Here is a 15,988-nt window from a genome sequence, read left to right on the forward strand (position 1 = left end):
GATCATAAATACTTACATAGTTCACGGTAGAGAATCTTAATAAATCTTGTAATTATCTAGTTTATCATGCCAAAGACCAAGGCGAAGGAGAAAATGGTGTTGATAAGCGTGCACATACCAAAGCAAATGCTTGAGGAGCTGGATGAATTCGTGAAGCAGGGGGTATTCCCAAGCAGGAGCGAAGCAATTAGGATTGCAATTAGGGATTTGCTATACAGGGAGAATTCAAGAAATAAGAACCAAAATGTTGAAGACTTAATACTGCTACCAGGTAGGTAAGGATATTCATGTTTTGTGACAAAGGTGGTAAAAATAAAAAGACAATAAAAATCAAGTATTCCTTTTAAAATAATTTTATATAACTATACATAGTAGTATATAGTAAATAACACAAACAACAGCAATAGTGTTATTTATCGGTGCCCCTAAGGTAATTACGTGAGGAGGATAGTTGTTGGCATAACTGGGGCAAGTGGTGTAGTGTATGGCGTGAGGCTCCTTGAGACCGTCAGAAAATACTCAAGTAATACTGAGGTGCACCTAGTTATTAGCGGTACTGCCGTTGACATAATGAGGCATGAACTTGGCATTAGTAAGGAACACGTAAGGAACCTCGTTGACAAGGTGTATGATGAGAACGAATTAGGGGCGCCAATAGCCAGCGGTTCCTTTAAGCATGATGGTATGGTAATTATCCCATGCTCCATGAAGACGTTGGCATCCATAGTCCATGGAATAACGGATAATCTAATCACCAGAGCTGCCGATGTTACGCTAAAGGAGAGGAGAAAACTAATCCTGGTTATTAGAGAGACACCGCTGAATTTAATACATATTAAGAACATGGAGTTGGCGACCTTAGCAGGCGCCGTGGTAATGCCGGCTGCGCCGGCGTTCTATAACAGGCCAAGGACAATCGATGACATGGTGAACTTCATAGTTGGTAGGGTCCTTGACCTGTTGGGTATTGAGAATGATCTTTATAATAGATGGAGCGGTTACTCTGAGGACGCTACATAGTAATTTAAGTAGTTTCCTGAAGGGGGTGGTTGTGGATTATGGAAACTCCCGCCTGCACCAGATGCGGTAGGAGGCCAGCCAATTACTACAGGACATCTAGTGGCGAAAGATTATGCCTTAACTGCCTATTTAGGTCGATTGAGGATACCGTGCTTCGTACCATCAAGAAATACCAATTAATGATTGAGGGTGATAAGGTCGGCATTGCAATTAGCGGTGGTAAAGACAGCCTAACCCTCATGTACCTATTGGGTAAGTTCAGGAAGAAGGGTGAGTTGCCTAAGAATGTTGAGTTAATAGCCTTCAGCATCAATGAAGGACAACCATACAGTTGCTTCTATAGGATGGCAAGGAGTGACTATGTAAGGAAATTAAGCGATGAATTCAATATACCCTATAGGGTATTTACCTTTAAGGAATTGTTTGGTGTTACGGCCGCCGAGGTCGCCCACGGCCTATGGTCCAAAGAAATCAACATCCACATGTGCACAATAGACGGAGTACTTAGGCGCAGGGCAATGAACATCATCGGTCGTCAACTAGGGCTAACAAAAATAGCCACTGGGCATAACCTCGATGACGAGTCACAGACAGTGCTACTTAATGTAACCAGTAATGACCTGGATAGGTTCTCGTGGTTTGGACCAACGCCGGAGGTGGATAGGGAGGGCTTCATACCGAGGATCAAGCCGCTACGTTTCGTTAGGGAGGAGGAGGTTGCCATATATGCCCATTACCACGGTATACCACTAATGGAACTTGAGTGCCCCTTTGTATATAATAATCCCAGGTATGAACTTAAGTTCACATTAGCCCGTTGGGAGAGGGATAACCCGAACATTAAGCATTCCCTGGTTTCCTTTGGTGACTCACTCGCTAAACTATTGAGGGAGAGGACGGCCAAGGTTCCGTTAAATAGGTGCAGGTATTGCGGTGAGCCCACGTCCGGCGATGTATGCAGGGTATGTGACTTAATTAGTAGGGCTGGTTTATTGGATAAGTACTTAGTTCACTTAAGGACCTTGAAGCTTACAGATACGCAGTCGCCCTCATAACTCCTATTCACAACCTCAACATTACTATTTAACACTTGGTGCAGGAAACCCATGTAGTACTCAATCATTAATGCCTCAATTACGTGTTTATCATTCAACTCGGAACAGGACCTTATAGTGATCACGCCATTCCTCTCAATAAGCGTTATCTTTCCTAGTCCCCTGAATTGGCCTATCTTGACTAGTTCGTTTAGGTTACTATTACGTAGTATCGAGGCGTCGTAGGACCCCAGGTCTCCAATGATCCTTCTGAACTCAGGATTTGTCAATAGTCCCTTGACCCTATCAAGCTCAATTATCAGTACTTGCTTATCTCTGAACGTTGGTAATATCATGGACGGCACCATGAACATCTCCCTCTCAACTATCCTATACCTAACCCACTCAACGAAGGAGAACTTCTTCAGTTCCTTCTCTAGGTCATTTAGGGATACGTCAGCACCCGAGAGATCTACAATGAAGTGTAGCAGTAATTGTGTTCTATTAACGGACATATTCAGTATGTTTATACCATGGTCAGCAAATACATTAGACAATGCTGCAAGTATGCCCGGCCTATCCGTTATAAACTTAATCAGGAACTCCCCGAGCACCCTATCCTTACCCTCGAAAGCCAGCGCCAAGTCCCTGTACAATGTCTCCACAAGTCAGTCCCCAAATAGCCATGGCTTAAAAACTTATTTGCCACGAAATTCACGGCATTACTAAAACGCGTCAGGATAGCATTAATGAATCCTTTAAAGGAATCGCGGGAAAAGAAAAAACTAAAATAGCACCCTTAGATATGAGTTGGGACCTTTATTGGTATGGAGTTCAAACCAAAACTGCAGGAGAAAAGATGGGAATTCTCAAGGGAAGTAGAGTTGCTTAGGAAGTGGGAGGAGGAGGGATTGTTCGAAGTTAAGATCAATGAGGGAAGACCAACCCTTGTAATCGATACACCACCGCCATACCCATCGGGAAGACCCCACATTGGTGGTATAGCCCATTACACCCAAATCGATATGATCGCCAGGTTCTTCAGGATGAGAAGTTACAACGTAGTATTCCCGTTCTATGCCGATAGAAATGGACTACCGGTTGAGGTTCAGGTGGAGAGGACATATGGCATAAACATGTACGAGGTACCTAGGGAGAAGTTCCTTGAGCTGTGTAGGCGGTTTCTCGATGAGTATGAGGGTGAGTTCGTGAGTATATTTAGGCGTTGGGGTGGTTCCTTCAGCTACTGGAGGAATGGCACGGATAGTGAGGAGTATAGGAGGGTTACGCAGGAGACATTCATTAACCTATGGAATAGGGGCTTGATTTATGAGACGAGTAGGCCAACCCTGTGGTGTCCAAGGTGTAGGACTGCTTTGGCGGAGGCGGAGGTTGAGTATAGGGATGAGGATTCGTACCTGAACTACATTAAGTTTAGGGTTAAGGAGACGGGTGAGGACATAATAATAGCGACCACAAGGCCTGAGTTGTTGCCAGCCACGGTTGCCGTCGCCTTTAACCCAGGCGACAATAGGTATAAGAGGTTGGAGGGCTTGCATGCCATTGTTCCTCCATTGAACCAGGAGGTTCCCATTGTGTCTCATCCGTCTGTTAAGCCTGACTTTGGTACGGGCCTCGAGATGATAAGTACCTTCGGCGATACCAGAGACTTAATGGTTGTTAACGAATTGAAGTTACCCATGAAGATCGTGGTTAACCCAGACGGCACATTGAATGAGTTGGCTGGTAAGTATAAGGGACTGAATGTTAGGGAGGCAAGGGAGGCGATAATTAAGGACGCTCAGGAGACTGGTCTGCTCGTTAAGAGGGAGCCCCTCAGGCATACCGTGCCCATATGCTGGAGATGCAAGACACCAATAGAGATAATAGTCACTAAGGAATACTTCCTAAAACAGATCCAGTTTAAGGATGAACTAGTCAAGCTGGTGCAGAGTGAGATGGTTATTAAACCACCTGAGTATGCCCAAATGCTTGTCGACTGGATTAAGTCCCTTGAGTTCGACTGGCCAATATCAAGGCGTAGGTATTACGGTACTGAAATACCGATTTGGTACTGTATAGATGAGGAGGGAAACACGAAGGCCATTGTTCCAAAACCTGGCAAGTACTACAGACCCTGGAGGGATGAGCCGCCACTTGAGGTTAAGGAGCAGTGCCCAAGCGGTAAACTAGTTGGCGAGGATAGGGTGCTGGATACTTGGTTTGACTCGTCAATCTCCTGGATATACGCCACAGGCTACACAAAGCCCAATATAAGGGTCTTTGAGAAGGTTTACCCACACAGTATACTTAGGCCCCAGGGCTACGACATAATTAGGACTTGGCTGTACTACTCTGTGGTAAGGGCATACCTACTCTACGGCAAACCACCCTTCAAGTACGTCAGGGTGAGCGGCATGGGACTTGACGAAAAAGGCGAGGCCATGCATAAATCCAAGGGCAACATAATAGACCCAATACTGCCAGTGGAGAAGTATGGCGCAGACGCAACTAGGTTTTGGGCAGCGGCCTCAGCCAAGTTGGGCAGTGATTATAGGTATAGTGAACAATTGATTAGGACTGGCCACGACTTCGCAGTGAAGCTGTGGAACATTGCCAGGTTCATATCATCATTCCCAGAGGTTAATGATAACTACGAACTAACACCACTGGATATTATGATACTAGCCAAGTTAAATGATGTAGTTAATACATCACTGAGGGCGTTTAACGACTTCGATGTGTATATACCTGCAAACATTATTTATGACTTCACGTGGCACCTCTTTGCCGATCATTACCTCGAGGCCGTTAAATCAAGGGCCTACAACAGGGATGGACTATTCACGGAGAGGCAACAAAGGGGTGCCTGGTTCACGCTATATAAGGTTCTAAAGACTGTGCTTAGGTTGTTGGCGCCGATAATGCCCTTCGTGACTGATCAAATATGGAGGAGCTTGTACGGTGAGTCAATACATAGGCAGTTAATTGAGGACCCGGATCCAAGGTTTGATAATAAGGAGTACCTTAGTATGCTTGAACCCTTTATGGAATTTAACAGAACCATATGGACCTATAAGAACAGGACTGGGTTGAGCCTTAACGAGGCGATTAATGGCATTGTATATGCGCCGGATGTGCTTAAGCCCCTGGAGCCTGAGCTGAGGGCGATGCACAGAATTAGGGAATTAAGGTTTGGAAAACCCATGGGGAATTACGAGATACTAAATGAGTCACTACAGGTCTACCTGGTCAAATGATTATAACCGTAAAGCAGTAATATAGATCCTATTATAATTAGTGAGATTGATGTGATACCCACCATTAATAACGTCTTCGCGAAATCATAGTACTGAAGGAGAAAACCTATTACGTAAGGTGATATTGAACCGCCCAATTGACTCATGAAGTTTAGAAAACCACTGGTAGCCCCAACGTTCCTAGTGTACTTTGAAATGGCTATGGATGGGGCAGCATAGAAGCCATAGAAGAAACCAAGGAGAAGCATTAAGAACGCCACTAGGTAAAATGCTGTTAACTCGGGTATTACTATAACAATGATGGAGAGGGACAATGAGGATAATATACTTGGGATCGCATAGCCAGCCTTATCACCCGTGAGGCCGCCAATTACGGCACCCAAGGAACCCATTATAGATGATAAAAAGGCATAGAACCCACTTAATGTTGGGCTAATACCAAGTACATGAACAACGTAGTAAGTGGACCAACCGAGAAAACCTAGGTAGGAGAAACCGGAGGACAGCCTTATGAACCCCATACCCAATACTCCGAGGTTCTCGGGACCTATGACAATACTACCCCCAACCTTATTATTGACCCTGGTTAATGGAACCAATGACGACGCAACTATCGCTGAGAACAATAGGAAGGGTGTGAACCTATTTATTGAGAACAATAATGGTGATAATATTATTGATATGGAAGATGCTAGAAAGAACATACTTTGGTAAATGCCTGCCCCAAGCCCACCCCTGCCGTAATTCAACAGAACCATGCTTATTAGGGATACGTAGGTTATTGCTAGTAACGAACCCATTATGAATTGAACGACCAGTAGTAAGTAGTATTGATTAATGATTAATGGGTAAGTAGCGTTCAGCGCAGCTATGAGGATTAGGACATAAAGTACTACGTTATATCCATACCTATCAACTATTAAGCCACCAATTACCTGGAATACTGTGTAGCCAACCCAGAGCACCGTAATAATTAGGCCGCCCATGACCGTGCTAATACCATTTTTCCCGACCATGTATGGTAGTAATGCTGGTATTGAATACCTAACAAGTACAACGGAGAAGAAGGCAAGGGAAGCCGCCAGAACTATGGTAATGCCGCCACTAACCTTCATGACAGGCTCATTCTATAGAAGGGTTAATAAATACTTAATTCTACCACGCCAATACTATGGCAGAGGTATACCTAGTTTACAGGGTTACTCCAAGTAAGTCAGAGGTTAACTACGAGGAATTAAAGAGCACAATAAAGAAGTCATTGGAGCCGAAGTACAAGGTTGATAAGGTTGAGGAGGATGACATTGGCTTTGGAATCAAGGCACTTAGGGTCTACATAAGGATGCCGGAGTCCTCAGAGGAACACTCAAGCGATGAAGTGGAGAATATACTAAGTGGGATTGAGGGAATTGGTAGCATTGAACTTGAGTACTTCACGAGACTTGGCTTCTAGAATTAAATACCTGCCAGGCGAAAATTAATAACGCAATAAGTTTTTTAATTCAACGGAGAAGTAAAGTGGTGAGAATATGATGGAAGGTTCTCATACTGATGAATGGATAGAATTAATAGTAAAGGAGGCCAAGCAGAGGGATGCCCAGAGACCCATTGTTAGGGTTGACCCTGAGGTCATGAGGAATTACGGGATTGAACCAGGCATGATACTACTTGTCGAGGGTAAGAGGAAAACTGCAGCTAAGGTTTGGTATGGATTACCTGAGGATGAAGGTAAGGGCATCATTAGGATGAACGCCATCATTAGAAAGAACGCAAATGTGGAGATTGACCAGAAGGTTAGGGTTAAGAAGGTTGACGCAAAGAAAGCCAGTATTGTTAAGCTGGCGCCAGTAAACATGACAATAAGTGTTGATCAGAACTTCGTCCAATACACTAAGCAGAAGCTTAGGGACTTCGTACTAATGGAAGGAGACCTGGTGCAGATACAGGTACTTGGGCAACCATTAACCTTCCAGGTAGTGCAGGCCAAGCCTAATGACACGCCGGTACTCATTGACGAGGACACGAACCTAGTCATTTATGAGAAGCCAATCGAGAACATAAACATACCAAGGGTTACTTGGGAGGACATAGGTGACCTAAAGGAGGCAAAGGAGAAGATTAGGGAGCTCGTTGAGCTACCACTAAAGCACCCAGAGATCTTTGAGTACCTTGGTATTGAGCCTCCTAAGGGTGTCTTGCTCATTGGTCCTCCGGGTACGGGTAAGACGCTTTTGGCGAAGGCCGTGGCAACGGAGACCAATGCCTACTTCATAGCCATTAATGGCCCCGAGATCGTTTCGAAGTATTATGGTGAGTCTGAGGCTAAGTTGAGGGAGATTTTTGAGGAGGCTAAGAAGAATGCTCCTGCCATAATCTTTATTGATGAGATTGATGCCATTGCTCCGAAGAGGGAGGAGGTTACGGGCGAGGTGGAGAAGAGGATAGTGGCGCAGTTATTGACTCTAATGGATGGTTTGCAGGAAAGAGGCCAAGTAATCGTAATAGGAGCAACCAATAGGCCGGAAGCCGTAGACCCAGCACTAAGAAGACCAGGAAGATTCGACAGAGAGATCTGGATTAACCCGCCAGATACTGAGGGTAGGTACGAAATACTCCAAGTGCATACAAGGAATATGCCACTTGCTAAGGATGTTGATTTGAGGAAGTTAGCAGAGATAACCTATGGTTATACTGGCGCAGATATTGCGGCTTTGGCTAGGGAGGCTGCAATGAGGGCCTTGAGGAAGGCCCTTCAGTCTGGTATCCTGGATGTTAATAAGGAGGATGAGGACATTAGGAAGGACCTTGAAAAGATCAAGGTTTCAATGAATGACTTCCTCGAGGCCATGCGGGAGATAGTACCCAGCGCACTCAGGGAGATACACATCGAGATTCCGAAGGTTAGGTGGAACGACATAGGTGGTCTTGAGGAGGTTAAGCAGGAGCTCAGGGAGGCCATTGAGTGGCCATTGAAGTATCCGGAGAGGTTTAGGAAGATGGGCATTAGGCCGCCTAAGGGTATTTTGTTGTTTGGTCCTCCTGGTACTGGTAAGACTTTGTTGGCTAAGGCTGTGGCTACGGAGAGTAATGCGAATTTCATTGCGGTTAGGGGTCCGGAGATTTTGAGTAAGTGGTTTGGGGAGAGTGAGAGGGCCATTAGGGAAATATTCAAGAAAGCCAGAATGGCAGCACCATGCGTAATATTCTTCGACGAAATAGACGCAATAGCACCAGCAAGAGGTTATGCAGAGGATTCACCCGCAATGGATAGGATAGTAGCTCAGTTACTGGCTGAGATGGATGGTGTTTCAAGGCTTGATAATGTGGTTGTTATAGCGGCAACGAACAGGCCCGATATTGTGGATCCTGCACTACTCAGGCCTGGGAGGTTCGATAGGATAATCTACGTACCACCACCTGACCTAAGGGCCAGGTTCGAAATACTCAAGATACATACTAAGAATATGCCATTGGCAAGGGATGTAGACCTTGAGGAACTGGCCAAAATGACTGAGGGCTACACAGGTGCTGACATAGAGATACTCACCAGGGAGGCTGGTCTTTTAGCCATGAGAGAGATAAATGGCGCTGGGGAGATTTCTATGAAACACTTCATTGAAGCTATGAAGAAGATTAAGCCGTCAATAACGCCGGAGATGATTAAGTTCTATGAGGCTTGGTATGAGAGGATGAAGCAGACGATATCCCGCGAGAGGCAAAGAGCCCCGACACTATATGTCTGACCCCACAAAACGCTTGGATTTAGGATACTCCCTTCTTTTACTACGCCCTGTGTTCCTGTCTGTCTTGCGTTTGGGGAATGAGGGATTAAGGTTATTAATTTAGGTTTTTCGATTAATACCGCATTGGTGAAGTAAATGAGGAGACCGGTGCCTATTGAGGCATTGATAATGGATTTAATAAAGGATAAGAATGATCTTTGGTTTAGTGATTTAATGCAGGCATTGAGGGCTTGGTATCCAGACGTTACTGAGAAGGAGGTGTTGAGGGCCTTAATGAGGCTTGAGCTTAGTAGGTTGATAATAGTACAGAAGATTGTCAAGAAGGATAACGTAACGTACCATATAAGGGTTGTTAAAGAATGAGGGAAAGAGATAAAGGGTAATTTTTCATTAATTATTGGGTCATGTGAATGGGCGTTACTGAACTTGGCAAGTTAATACCAGATAGTATCAGGAAGACTGTGGACTTTGCACAATTATCAAACAAAATCATTGCGTTGGATGCCTATAATGCGCTCTATCAATTCCTGGCATCAATTAGACAACCAGATGGTACACTACTCATGGACTCCAGGGGTAGAGTGACGAGCCACTTAAGTGGGCTTCTTTACCGAACCATTAACCTCCTTGAAAATAGGATATGGCCCATCTACGTGTTTGACGGTAAACCACCTGAGGAAAAGACACTGGAGATAGTCAGAAGAAGGAGGGTTAGGGAGGAGGCCATGGATAAGTGGGCTAAACTACTTGAGGAGGGAAAGAAGGAGGAGGCAAGGAAGTATGCACAAAGAGCCTTATTCCTCACTGATGACATGGTTAATGATGCAAAAAAACTCCTCTCATTAATGGGACTACCCGTAGTACAAGCCGCGGCTGACGGCGAGGCGCAGGCAGCATTGATAGCTAAGGAGAATAAGGCATGGGCTGCCGGCAGTCAGGACTATGACTCACTATTGTTTGGCGCACCCAGGTTGGTTAGGAATCTAACCATAACTGGACGCAGGAAGCTACCAAATAAGGATGAATATATCGAGGTAAAGCCCGAAATCCTGGAGTTGAATGATGTGCTTAAGGCGTTGAAACTAAGGGATAGGACGCAATTAATAGACCTGGCAATACTGCTAGGTACTGACCTAAATCCAGACGGCATACCCGGTATTGGACCACAGAAGGCCCTTAAGTTAATTCAGGAGTTTGGAAGCCTCGAGAAGTTGATCCAGGGTCCTCTCAAGAATGTTCAATTTTCCATGGATCCCCTGAAAATACGCGACTACTTCCTAAACCCACCATACAACCCGAATTATACCATAGAGTTCAGGCAACCCAACGAAAAAGGAATCATTGAACTCCTCGTGTATGAACATGACTTCAACGAAGATAGAGTCAAAAATGCATTGGAGAGACTCAGAAAGGCAATGAGCAGGAGAAGAGAATCAACGTTGGACTCATTCTTTGGCTAAGGTACATTGGATGGGTTAAACTTAAAATAATCAAGGTCCCTATCCATGCTGGGTACTAACATGGAGCCGACATTGTCAGTAATTGGTTCAGCACTTAATTGGGTATCCGGCATCATATCATCAGCCATACAATTACTATATTCAATAATCAATTACATATTATCAAGGCCTGATAATTACATACCATTCCTATGGCCAATAATAAACTTCCTAAACCATGTACCCATAATAAACATAATAGTACACTTCATATTCTGGAGGCCAATATTCGACTTACTCTTTGTGCCCGGGCTGGTCTCAGTCCTGATAGCCCTAATCTTCATAATATGGTTCGAGAGAAAACTAACGGCCAAGGTTCAATGGAGGATCGGGCCACTTGAGGTATCGAGACCAATAGGTGGCCTCATCCAACCCTTCGCTGACTTGTTTAGATACATGTTTCAGGAATTCGTGGTGCCGCTACAGGCCGATAGGAATTACTTCATACATGCGCCAGCCATAGTATTCATACTATCGACACTACCTGTGTTCTTCATACCAATCGGCCCACAGACTGGTGGGATCTACGGCGTATACACAGGTTATGACGTATTAATTGCCTTGGCCTTAATAACACTATTCAATGTAGGCATAATACTAATCGGCTGGGCCAGTAATGATAGGTTCACCTATATAGGCACCGTGAGGGAGGCGCTACTGTACACTGGTTATGAGGCTGTGCTCATTTTATCAGTGGTCGCAATACTGCTCATATACGGAACCGCTGACCCATTTAAGATAGTAAACTGGCAGGTAATGCACCTACCCGGCATAATAGTAAACCCACTGGCGTTCCTGGGCTTCCTAATAGCCACGCTAATGGCGACCTCAAGGTTCCCCTTCGAAATACCTGAGGCCGACACGGAAATAGTCCTAGGCCCATACACTGAATATAGTGGCATTGTGTATGGCTTGGTAATGACCATGAGCTATGAAAAACTATATGTAATGAGCCTACTAATGGTTCTATTGTTCCTAAATGGATGGGCTGGGCCGCCAATACCATATTTTGGGGCCTTGTCATACGCAATATGGTTTGGCATAAAAACATACATAGTAATGATGATTATGGTATTCACGAGATCCGTATATGGTAGATACAGGCCCGATCAAGCCCTGAAAATGAGCTGGACATCATTGCTTGGGTTAGTAACGGCTGCGCTGATCCTTTCCCTGATAATTAAGCTTCTCTAATTATTTTAAATTTAAATAATGTTCTATATTATTATTAAAAATCAACTAAATAATTAATAATAATGCACAACCAACAGAAAATACTTATATTATATGCATTACTCATTAATAATTAGGCTAACCACTAAGTTAATAAGGAGGCTTTCCAGGACACAAGTCAATGGTCATTTGCCCCGTATGCGGTAAGGAGTATGCAAATTCAAGTTCGTTATTAAAGCATGTTAAATTAAAGAGCAGATATGACCCAACGCACATGGCCTTCTGGATGGAGTTCCAGAAGTACATGAGTACGCCAAAGGAGGACTGGACAATGCTAACAAAGACAGACCTATTCAGGGAATTCTTGCGAGAGAAGGGACTACTTTAAAACTATTAACCAACACTACGTCACTACTTTAACTAATAACCTAATTAATAACCGTAACACCCAATAAGCCGTGAGAAAAAGAGGAACCAAGACAGCCACCCAGGAAGCCTTGGAATATCAACTAAACTGGCCAATTAAGTTAAGGGAATTATCGATAAAGCTTCAGGACAAATCCTACAAAATAGTTCGGGAAGCCATCAAACAATACATAAATGGATTACTGGACAAGGACACACTTATGGAAATAATAAAATTAAGCGGCATCCCACTAAATAAGCATGTAAATCCTCAAAGGTATATAGTTCATGATGATCATGAAGAAACCCTGGAAGATATGGAGGAGACCATAAACAATGAGTTCGAGGAAGTACATAACGAGATTGAGGAGGTTAGGGAGGAATACCTTGGACAAGGAGTAATTAGGAGGTTGATGGGCAATGATTGATGAATTAATACGTAAATACGGCAGGTACATGGGAGGCATTGATTACGAGAAAATACTAAATGACTTAATGAGCGAGGAAGAAAGGCTACGATTAATCGAGGATAGGTTAATAGGCATAGACACAGGACAACAATTAGACCGTGAAAAAATAATGAACCTAGAAAGAAGAAGATTAATTCTAAAGTACATAGATCTAAAGAACCAGGAGGCAAAAACCCTTGAATTAATCAAGGAGCTAAAACTAAGGAATTACCCAAGGTCCGAGGTGACAAAGGCAGTAAGAAAACTGAGAGGAATAAGAAGGCAATTACGCATGATAAGGCGGGAATTGAAAATAAGAAGTACAGAGAACCCACAAACATACCAAAAGACTTAAAAAACACGTAATTTAATGGGTAACGAGCCCCGGTAGTATAGCCCGGTCAAGTATGCGGGCCTCTCGAGCCCGTGACCCGGGTTCAAATCCCGGCCGGGGCACTAGAGCTGCTTTCAATTCTCCCCAGTTCATTGCCGTAGTAGGTTACAATCTAATCGGTGGCCACCTATACGAGATTTATGACCCGGATAATGGAGTAAACATCAAGGCCTGGTCTCAGGATTACTCAGGCAACACTGACAATTAGCCTCATTAAGAAAAAAGGTCAAAGGCCTCTTGAAGTTACTCAAGGTCGTATGCCAGTAATTAAGGGAACTGATGTCATTGAACCCAGGACACGCTGTCCTAAACCGCTAATCATAATCACCTAGCGAGCTCAGCCTAGTTTCGGTTTCAGTTTTTCTCTCTGTCTTCGGCCTTATACTGATTACCTCAACCTCATCAAGTGGCCTGACACCAAACTCCTCCCTAACCTCTCTCGGTATTGTGAACTGCCTACTAGCCGTGTGCCTAGTCCTCAGTAGGAGTACATTCCTCAACTCAATTATCCTATCATTGTACTTAATCGTTATATCCGCATAACGAACCCAGTCAATTCCCAAGGCCCTAACAAGCTTAGCCGGTATTAGGACCTGACTATTAATGTAGACCTTTGCCTTATAGGGAAGACCAACAACGGTTTTTGGACTGGGCATACTAATCTTTATATTCAATCCCTAAATAAAAGACTTTCGATAAAAGTAACAAAGAGAGGTTATGAGAAGGGTGAATTGAATATGCACTAACCATTTATTAATGCCGAAATGCCTAGTATATGACCAAGTGTGCAATGCCTTATGCCATGTGCCTAGCCATAGGGCCTTGCAACACTGACATACGTATTACCCACCCTACTAGTCCTGATTACATGGAGCCTTGATAGTGCTGTGTTTATTAATCCGTGTATGTAGCCCTCTGTGAATGATCCGTTTAGTTCCTCGTCGAATGGCTCCTCAAACTCGACCCTAACCTCGTTGTTCCTAATCTCGAGACCCCTGAAGGCAAGCCTGTTATAGGCTGTGGCCGTGTATAGGAGCGTCCTCATAGTAGTCATTGGGTCCCCTAGGGGCACCTCATTGACTGATGCTTTTGCGTATTCATAACCAAGCCTATACAGAGTCCTCCCTAACTCCTGAACACCCACTTGTTGTAGGACTGACTTGAGGGCGTTTATGAATTGCCTCCTTGAGAATGCTATGGGGATTACGGACTCATTAATGAGATTAATCAACTCAACACCCTCAGTGACAAGCCCATTAATGACTGGCATTGGGTCTCCACTGACGCCAAGCATTATGGCCCTAGTATTACCAACACCACTGGTTGCATCAAGACCAAGGCTGCCAACCACCAAGGTCAGGTCACGAAGCAGCCCAGGCCTATCCCTAACAACCCTAAACAACAACCAAGGCATTGAGATTTACCTGATGAGAAAAATTATTTATAACTTATCCCGTTAATATTAAAAATTACTTAATGAATTCCGAAAAAGAATGATTAATAACCATTAACTGAGTACATTAAAGTCAAAGAAAGGTCCTTAATTTAAGTCGTGATTGCCATACTTCCTAATCCCGTAATTAACGATTAACCCCAAGTGGTTTTGTTTGGTGTTTCCATTAATCGATGTATCTTCGTAAAATCCAATTCCGCCGTATTGCTACTATTTTCTCAGTGGATCTTGGTTTTAATTAATCCAGTGGTTTGCCTTTTCCTATCGATTTCTCTGAATAGGTATGCTGAGATCCAAAGCATTGCGCCGGCCACCATGTAGCTCCTGCCTATGCTAATGGAGTTAGCTAGATATCCTGATACCAGGGAGCCTGATAGGTATGCTGATCCCGTTATGAGATTATAGACGCCAAGTCCTCTACCTTCCTCGCCATTCCTTAATCTCTCGAATACCATCACACTGGATGCTGTGTAAAACGTGGAGTATGCTACGCCTGCCGCCAATGGGTATAGTGTTAAGCCTGTGATAATCATGGACTCCGGCGTTGATGCCGTTAAACCGATTAGGAAGTATGATAATCCCCTCAGTACCAGTGAATTTGACGAGGCCTTCGCATTACCACCAAGTATGCGTATCATGCGTGGAGTAACCATGAAACCAATTATCTGAATACCCATGCCGACGGAGATTATGGCCATTACCCAGGACTTAGACAAGCCACCAACCCTCAAGCCATACGGATAGAGCGTATTGAAGATTCCTGATGAGAAGTAGAAAATAGTGAGCGCAACATATAGAACAATTAGCTCACCTAGGCTAACCTCGCGAGTCTGACCCTTAATTACCTGCCCACTCATCGTGGTCTTTGCCCCGCCAGTGACCTGCGGTACCTTCATCAATGACCAAATGAAGGAAGTTATGGGTAGTAAACCCATGATTAGCAAAATGTCCTTAATATCCATGAAACTCGACAATACAGCGGCCGACACATCCCCAATTAGGTAACCCAGTGAACTAATGAAGTTAAGCACCGAGTAGGACTCATTCAACTTAAGTTTGCCTGAGGACTTAACTAGGATGAAGCTCATGGAAACACCCACGGCCGATGAAAACAATGAAGATGAAGCGTAATAAAGGGCTATCTGTGGAATACTTGGCGCGTGGGCGAGTACCAGGATGAATAATGCTGTGCCGAGAAAGCCCAGAGTCAGTATCCTCCTGCTACTATACCGATCAAGGAGAAAGCCCCACAATAATGGAGCAATAATACCAGCTGCAGAGCCGGCCGACATAGCGTAACCAACATCGATAGGGCCACCCCTCAATGAAGCTATTTCAAGTGTAATCAACGTACTTAGTGGTCCAACGGCAACACTATAGGGCATTAAAGCAGCTATCCACCTAACCTCCCGATCACTAGGATCCATACAAGCCAAGCCCGAAAACAAGCCTATTTAAACATGTCTCATACTAATCACAAATTAAGCAGGAACACGGCCAGATCCATCAAGTTTCAAACAAGATCAAACAAATCATTTTACTTTTACTTCATGCTTAAAGC

The 15,988-nt window shown here is 44.1% G+C and carries 17 protein-coding genes and 1 tRNA gene; 13 read left to right on the forward strand and 5 right to left on the reverse strand.

Translation table 11 applies throughout. The annotated features are described in order from the left end of the window. The first annotated feature begins 66 nt into the window (after positions 1-66). The 3 genes from Vsou_RS00225 to Vsou_RS00235 all read left to right on the forward strand — a co-directional run bounded on the left by Vsou_RS00225 (position 67) and on the right by Vsou_RS00235 (position 2,075). Complete coding sequence (locus Vsou_RS00225; protein ID WP_054844350.1) at positions 67-279, forward strand: ribbon-helix-helix domain-containing protein; 213 nt, start codon at positions 67-69, stop codon at positions 277-279. 159 nt (positions 280-438) lie between these two features. After that, entirely contained in the window at positions 439-1,020 is a 582-nt protein-coding gene (locus Vsou_RS00230) for a UbiX family flavin prenyltransferase (RefSeq protein WP_188603441.1), read from the forward strand. Between the two features lie 38 nt (positions 1,021-1,058). Then, a complete protein-coding gene (locus tag Vsou_RS00235) occupies positions 1,059-2,075 on the forward strand; it encodes a TIGR00269 family protein (protein ID WP_188603442.1) in 1,017 nt (338 codons plus the stop codon). Here Vsou_RS00235 and Vsou_RS00240 read toward each other — a convergent pair. After that, a complete protein-coding gene (locus Vsou_RS00240) occupies positions 2,030-2,719 on the reverse strand; it encodes an ACT domain-containing protein (protein WP_188603443.1) in 690 nt (229 codons plus the stop codon). The two genes, Vsou_RS00235 and Vsou_RS00240, sit on opposite strands and share 46 nt — an antisense overlap. Positions 2,720-2,881: 162 nt before the next feature. On the opposite strand from Vsou_RS00240, the gene Vsou_RS00245 reads away from it, so the two are divergent. Continuing rightward, positions 2,882-5,314 carry a valine--tRNA ligase gene (locus Vsou_RS00245; RefSeq protein ID WP_188603444.1) on the forward strand — a complete coding sequence of 811 codons (2,433 nt, stop codon included), beginning with the start codon at positions 2,882-2,884 and terminating at the stop codon, positions 5,312-5,314. Here the strand turns inward: Vsou_RS00245 and Vsou_RS00250 are convergent. Beyond that, the gene (locus Vsou_RS00250; protein ID WP_188603445.1) at positions 5,299-6,429 is read right to left on the reverse strand and encodes an MFS transporter; all 1,131 of its coding nucleotides are present in this window, start codon (positions 6,427-6,429) and stop codon (positions 5,299-5,301) included. The two genes, Vsou_RS00245 and Vsou_RS00250, sit on opposite strands and share 16 nt — an antisense overlap. Before the next feature lie 56 nt (positions 6,430-6,485). On the opposite strand from Vsou_RS00250, the gene Vsou_RS00255 reads away from it, so the two are divergent. The 9 genes from Vsou_RS00255 (at position 6,486) to Vsou_RS00295 (ending at position 13,036) form a co-directional block, all read left to right on the forward strand. Next, entirely contained in the window at positions 6,486-6,764 is a 279-nt protein-coding gene (locus Vsou_RS00255; RefSeq protein ID WP_054844346.1) for an elongation factor 1-beta, read from the forward strand. 76 nt (positions 6,765-6,840) lie between these two features. Further along, positions 6,841-9,054 carry a CDC48 family AAA ATPase gene (locus Vsou_RS00260; RefSeq protein WP_188603446.1) on the forward strand — a complete coding sequence of 738 codons (2,214 nt, stop codon included), beginning with the start codon at positions 6,841-6,843 and terminating at the stop codon, positions 9,052-9,054. Positions 9,055-9,189: 135 nt separating this feature from the next. Next, positions 9,190-9,417 (forward strand): hypothetical protein, encoded by a 228-nt coding sequence (locus tag Vsou_RS00265; protein WP_054843719.1) that lies wholly within the window; start codon positions 9,190-9,192, stop codon positions 9,415-9,417. 47 nt (positions 9,418-9,464) lie between these two features. Then, positions 9,465-10,514 carry a flap endonuclease-1 gene (gene fen, locus Vsou_RS00270; protein WP_188603447.1) on the forward strand — a complete coding sequence of 350 codons (1,050 nt, stop codon included), beginning with the start codon at positions 9,465-9,467 and terminating at the stop codon, positions 10,512-10,514. Positions 10,515-10,574: 60 nt separating this feature from the next. Then, positions 10,575-11,747 carry an NADH-quinone oxidoreductase subunit NuoH gene (gene nuoH / locus Vsou_RS00275; protein WP_229709840.1) on the forward strand — a complete coding sequence of 391 codons (1,173 nt, stop codon included), beginning with the start codon at positions 10,575-10,577 and terminating at the stop codon, positions 11,745-11,747. A 160-nt stretch (positions 11,748-11,907) separates the two neighbouring features. Further along, the gene (locus tag Vsou_RS00280; protein WP_188603449.1) at positions 11,908-12,114 is read left to right on the forward strand and encodes a hypothetical protein; all 207 of its coding nucleotides are present in this window, start codon (positions 11,908-11,910) and stop codon (positions 12,112-12,114) included. Positions 12,115-12,184: 70 nt separating this feature from the next. Beyond that, on the forward strand, positions 12,185-12,559 hold the full coding sequence (locus Vsou_RS00285) for a hypothetical protein (RefSeq protein WP_054843717.1): 375 nt from the start codon (positions 12,185-12,187) through the stop codon (positions 12,557-12,559). Then, positions 12,552-12,935, forward strand: a complete 384-nt coding sequence (locus Vsou_RS00290) for a hypothetical protein (RefSeq protein WP_054843716.1) — start codon at positions 12,552-12,554, stop codon at positions 12,933-12,935. Before Vsou_RS00285 ends, Vsou_RS00290 begins: the two co-directional genes overlap by 8 nt. A gap of 26 nt (positions 12,936-12,961) precedes the next feature. Next, a tRNA-Glu gene (locus tag Vsou_RS00295) sits at positions 12,962-13,036 on the forward strand. A 252-nt stretch (positions 13,037-13,288) separates the two neighbouring features. On the opposite strand, the gene Vsou_RS00300 is transcribed toward Vsou_RS00295, so the two are convergent. From Vsou_RS00300 to Vsou_RS00310, 3 genes are all read right to left on the reverse strand, one after another. Further along, positions 13,289-13,630: an AbrB/MazE/SpoVT family DNA-binding domain-containing protein gene (locus Vsou_RS00300; RefSeq protein WP_054843715.1), complete on the reverse strand. Its 342-nt coding sequence runs from the start codon at positions 13,628-13,630 to the stop codon at positions 13,289-13,291. Between the two features lie 152 nt (positions 13,631-13,782). Beyond that, positions 13,783-14,388: an amino acid-binding protein gene (locus tag Vsou_RS00305; protein WP_188603450.1), complete on the reverse strand. Its 606-nt coding sequence runs from the start codon at positions 14,386-14,388 to the stop codon at positions 13,783-13,785. A gap of 257 nt (positions 14,389-14,645) precedes the next feature. Then, positions 14,646-15,854, reverse strand: a complete 1,209-nt coding sequence (locus Vsou_RS00310; RefSeq protein ID WP_188603451.1) for an MFS transporter — start codon at positions 15,852-15,854, stop codon at positions 14,646-14,648. Positions 15,855-15,988: the final 134 nt, after the last annotated feature.

The organism is Vulcanisaeta souniana JCM 11219 (assembly GCF_026000775.1).
In the GTDB taxonomy this organism is placed as follows: domain Archaea; phylum Thermoproteota; class Thermoprotei; order Thermoproteales; family Thermocladiaceae; genus Vulcanisaeta; species Vulcanisaeta souniana.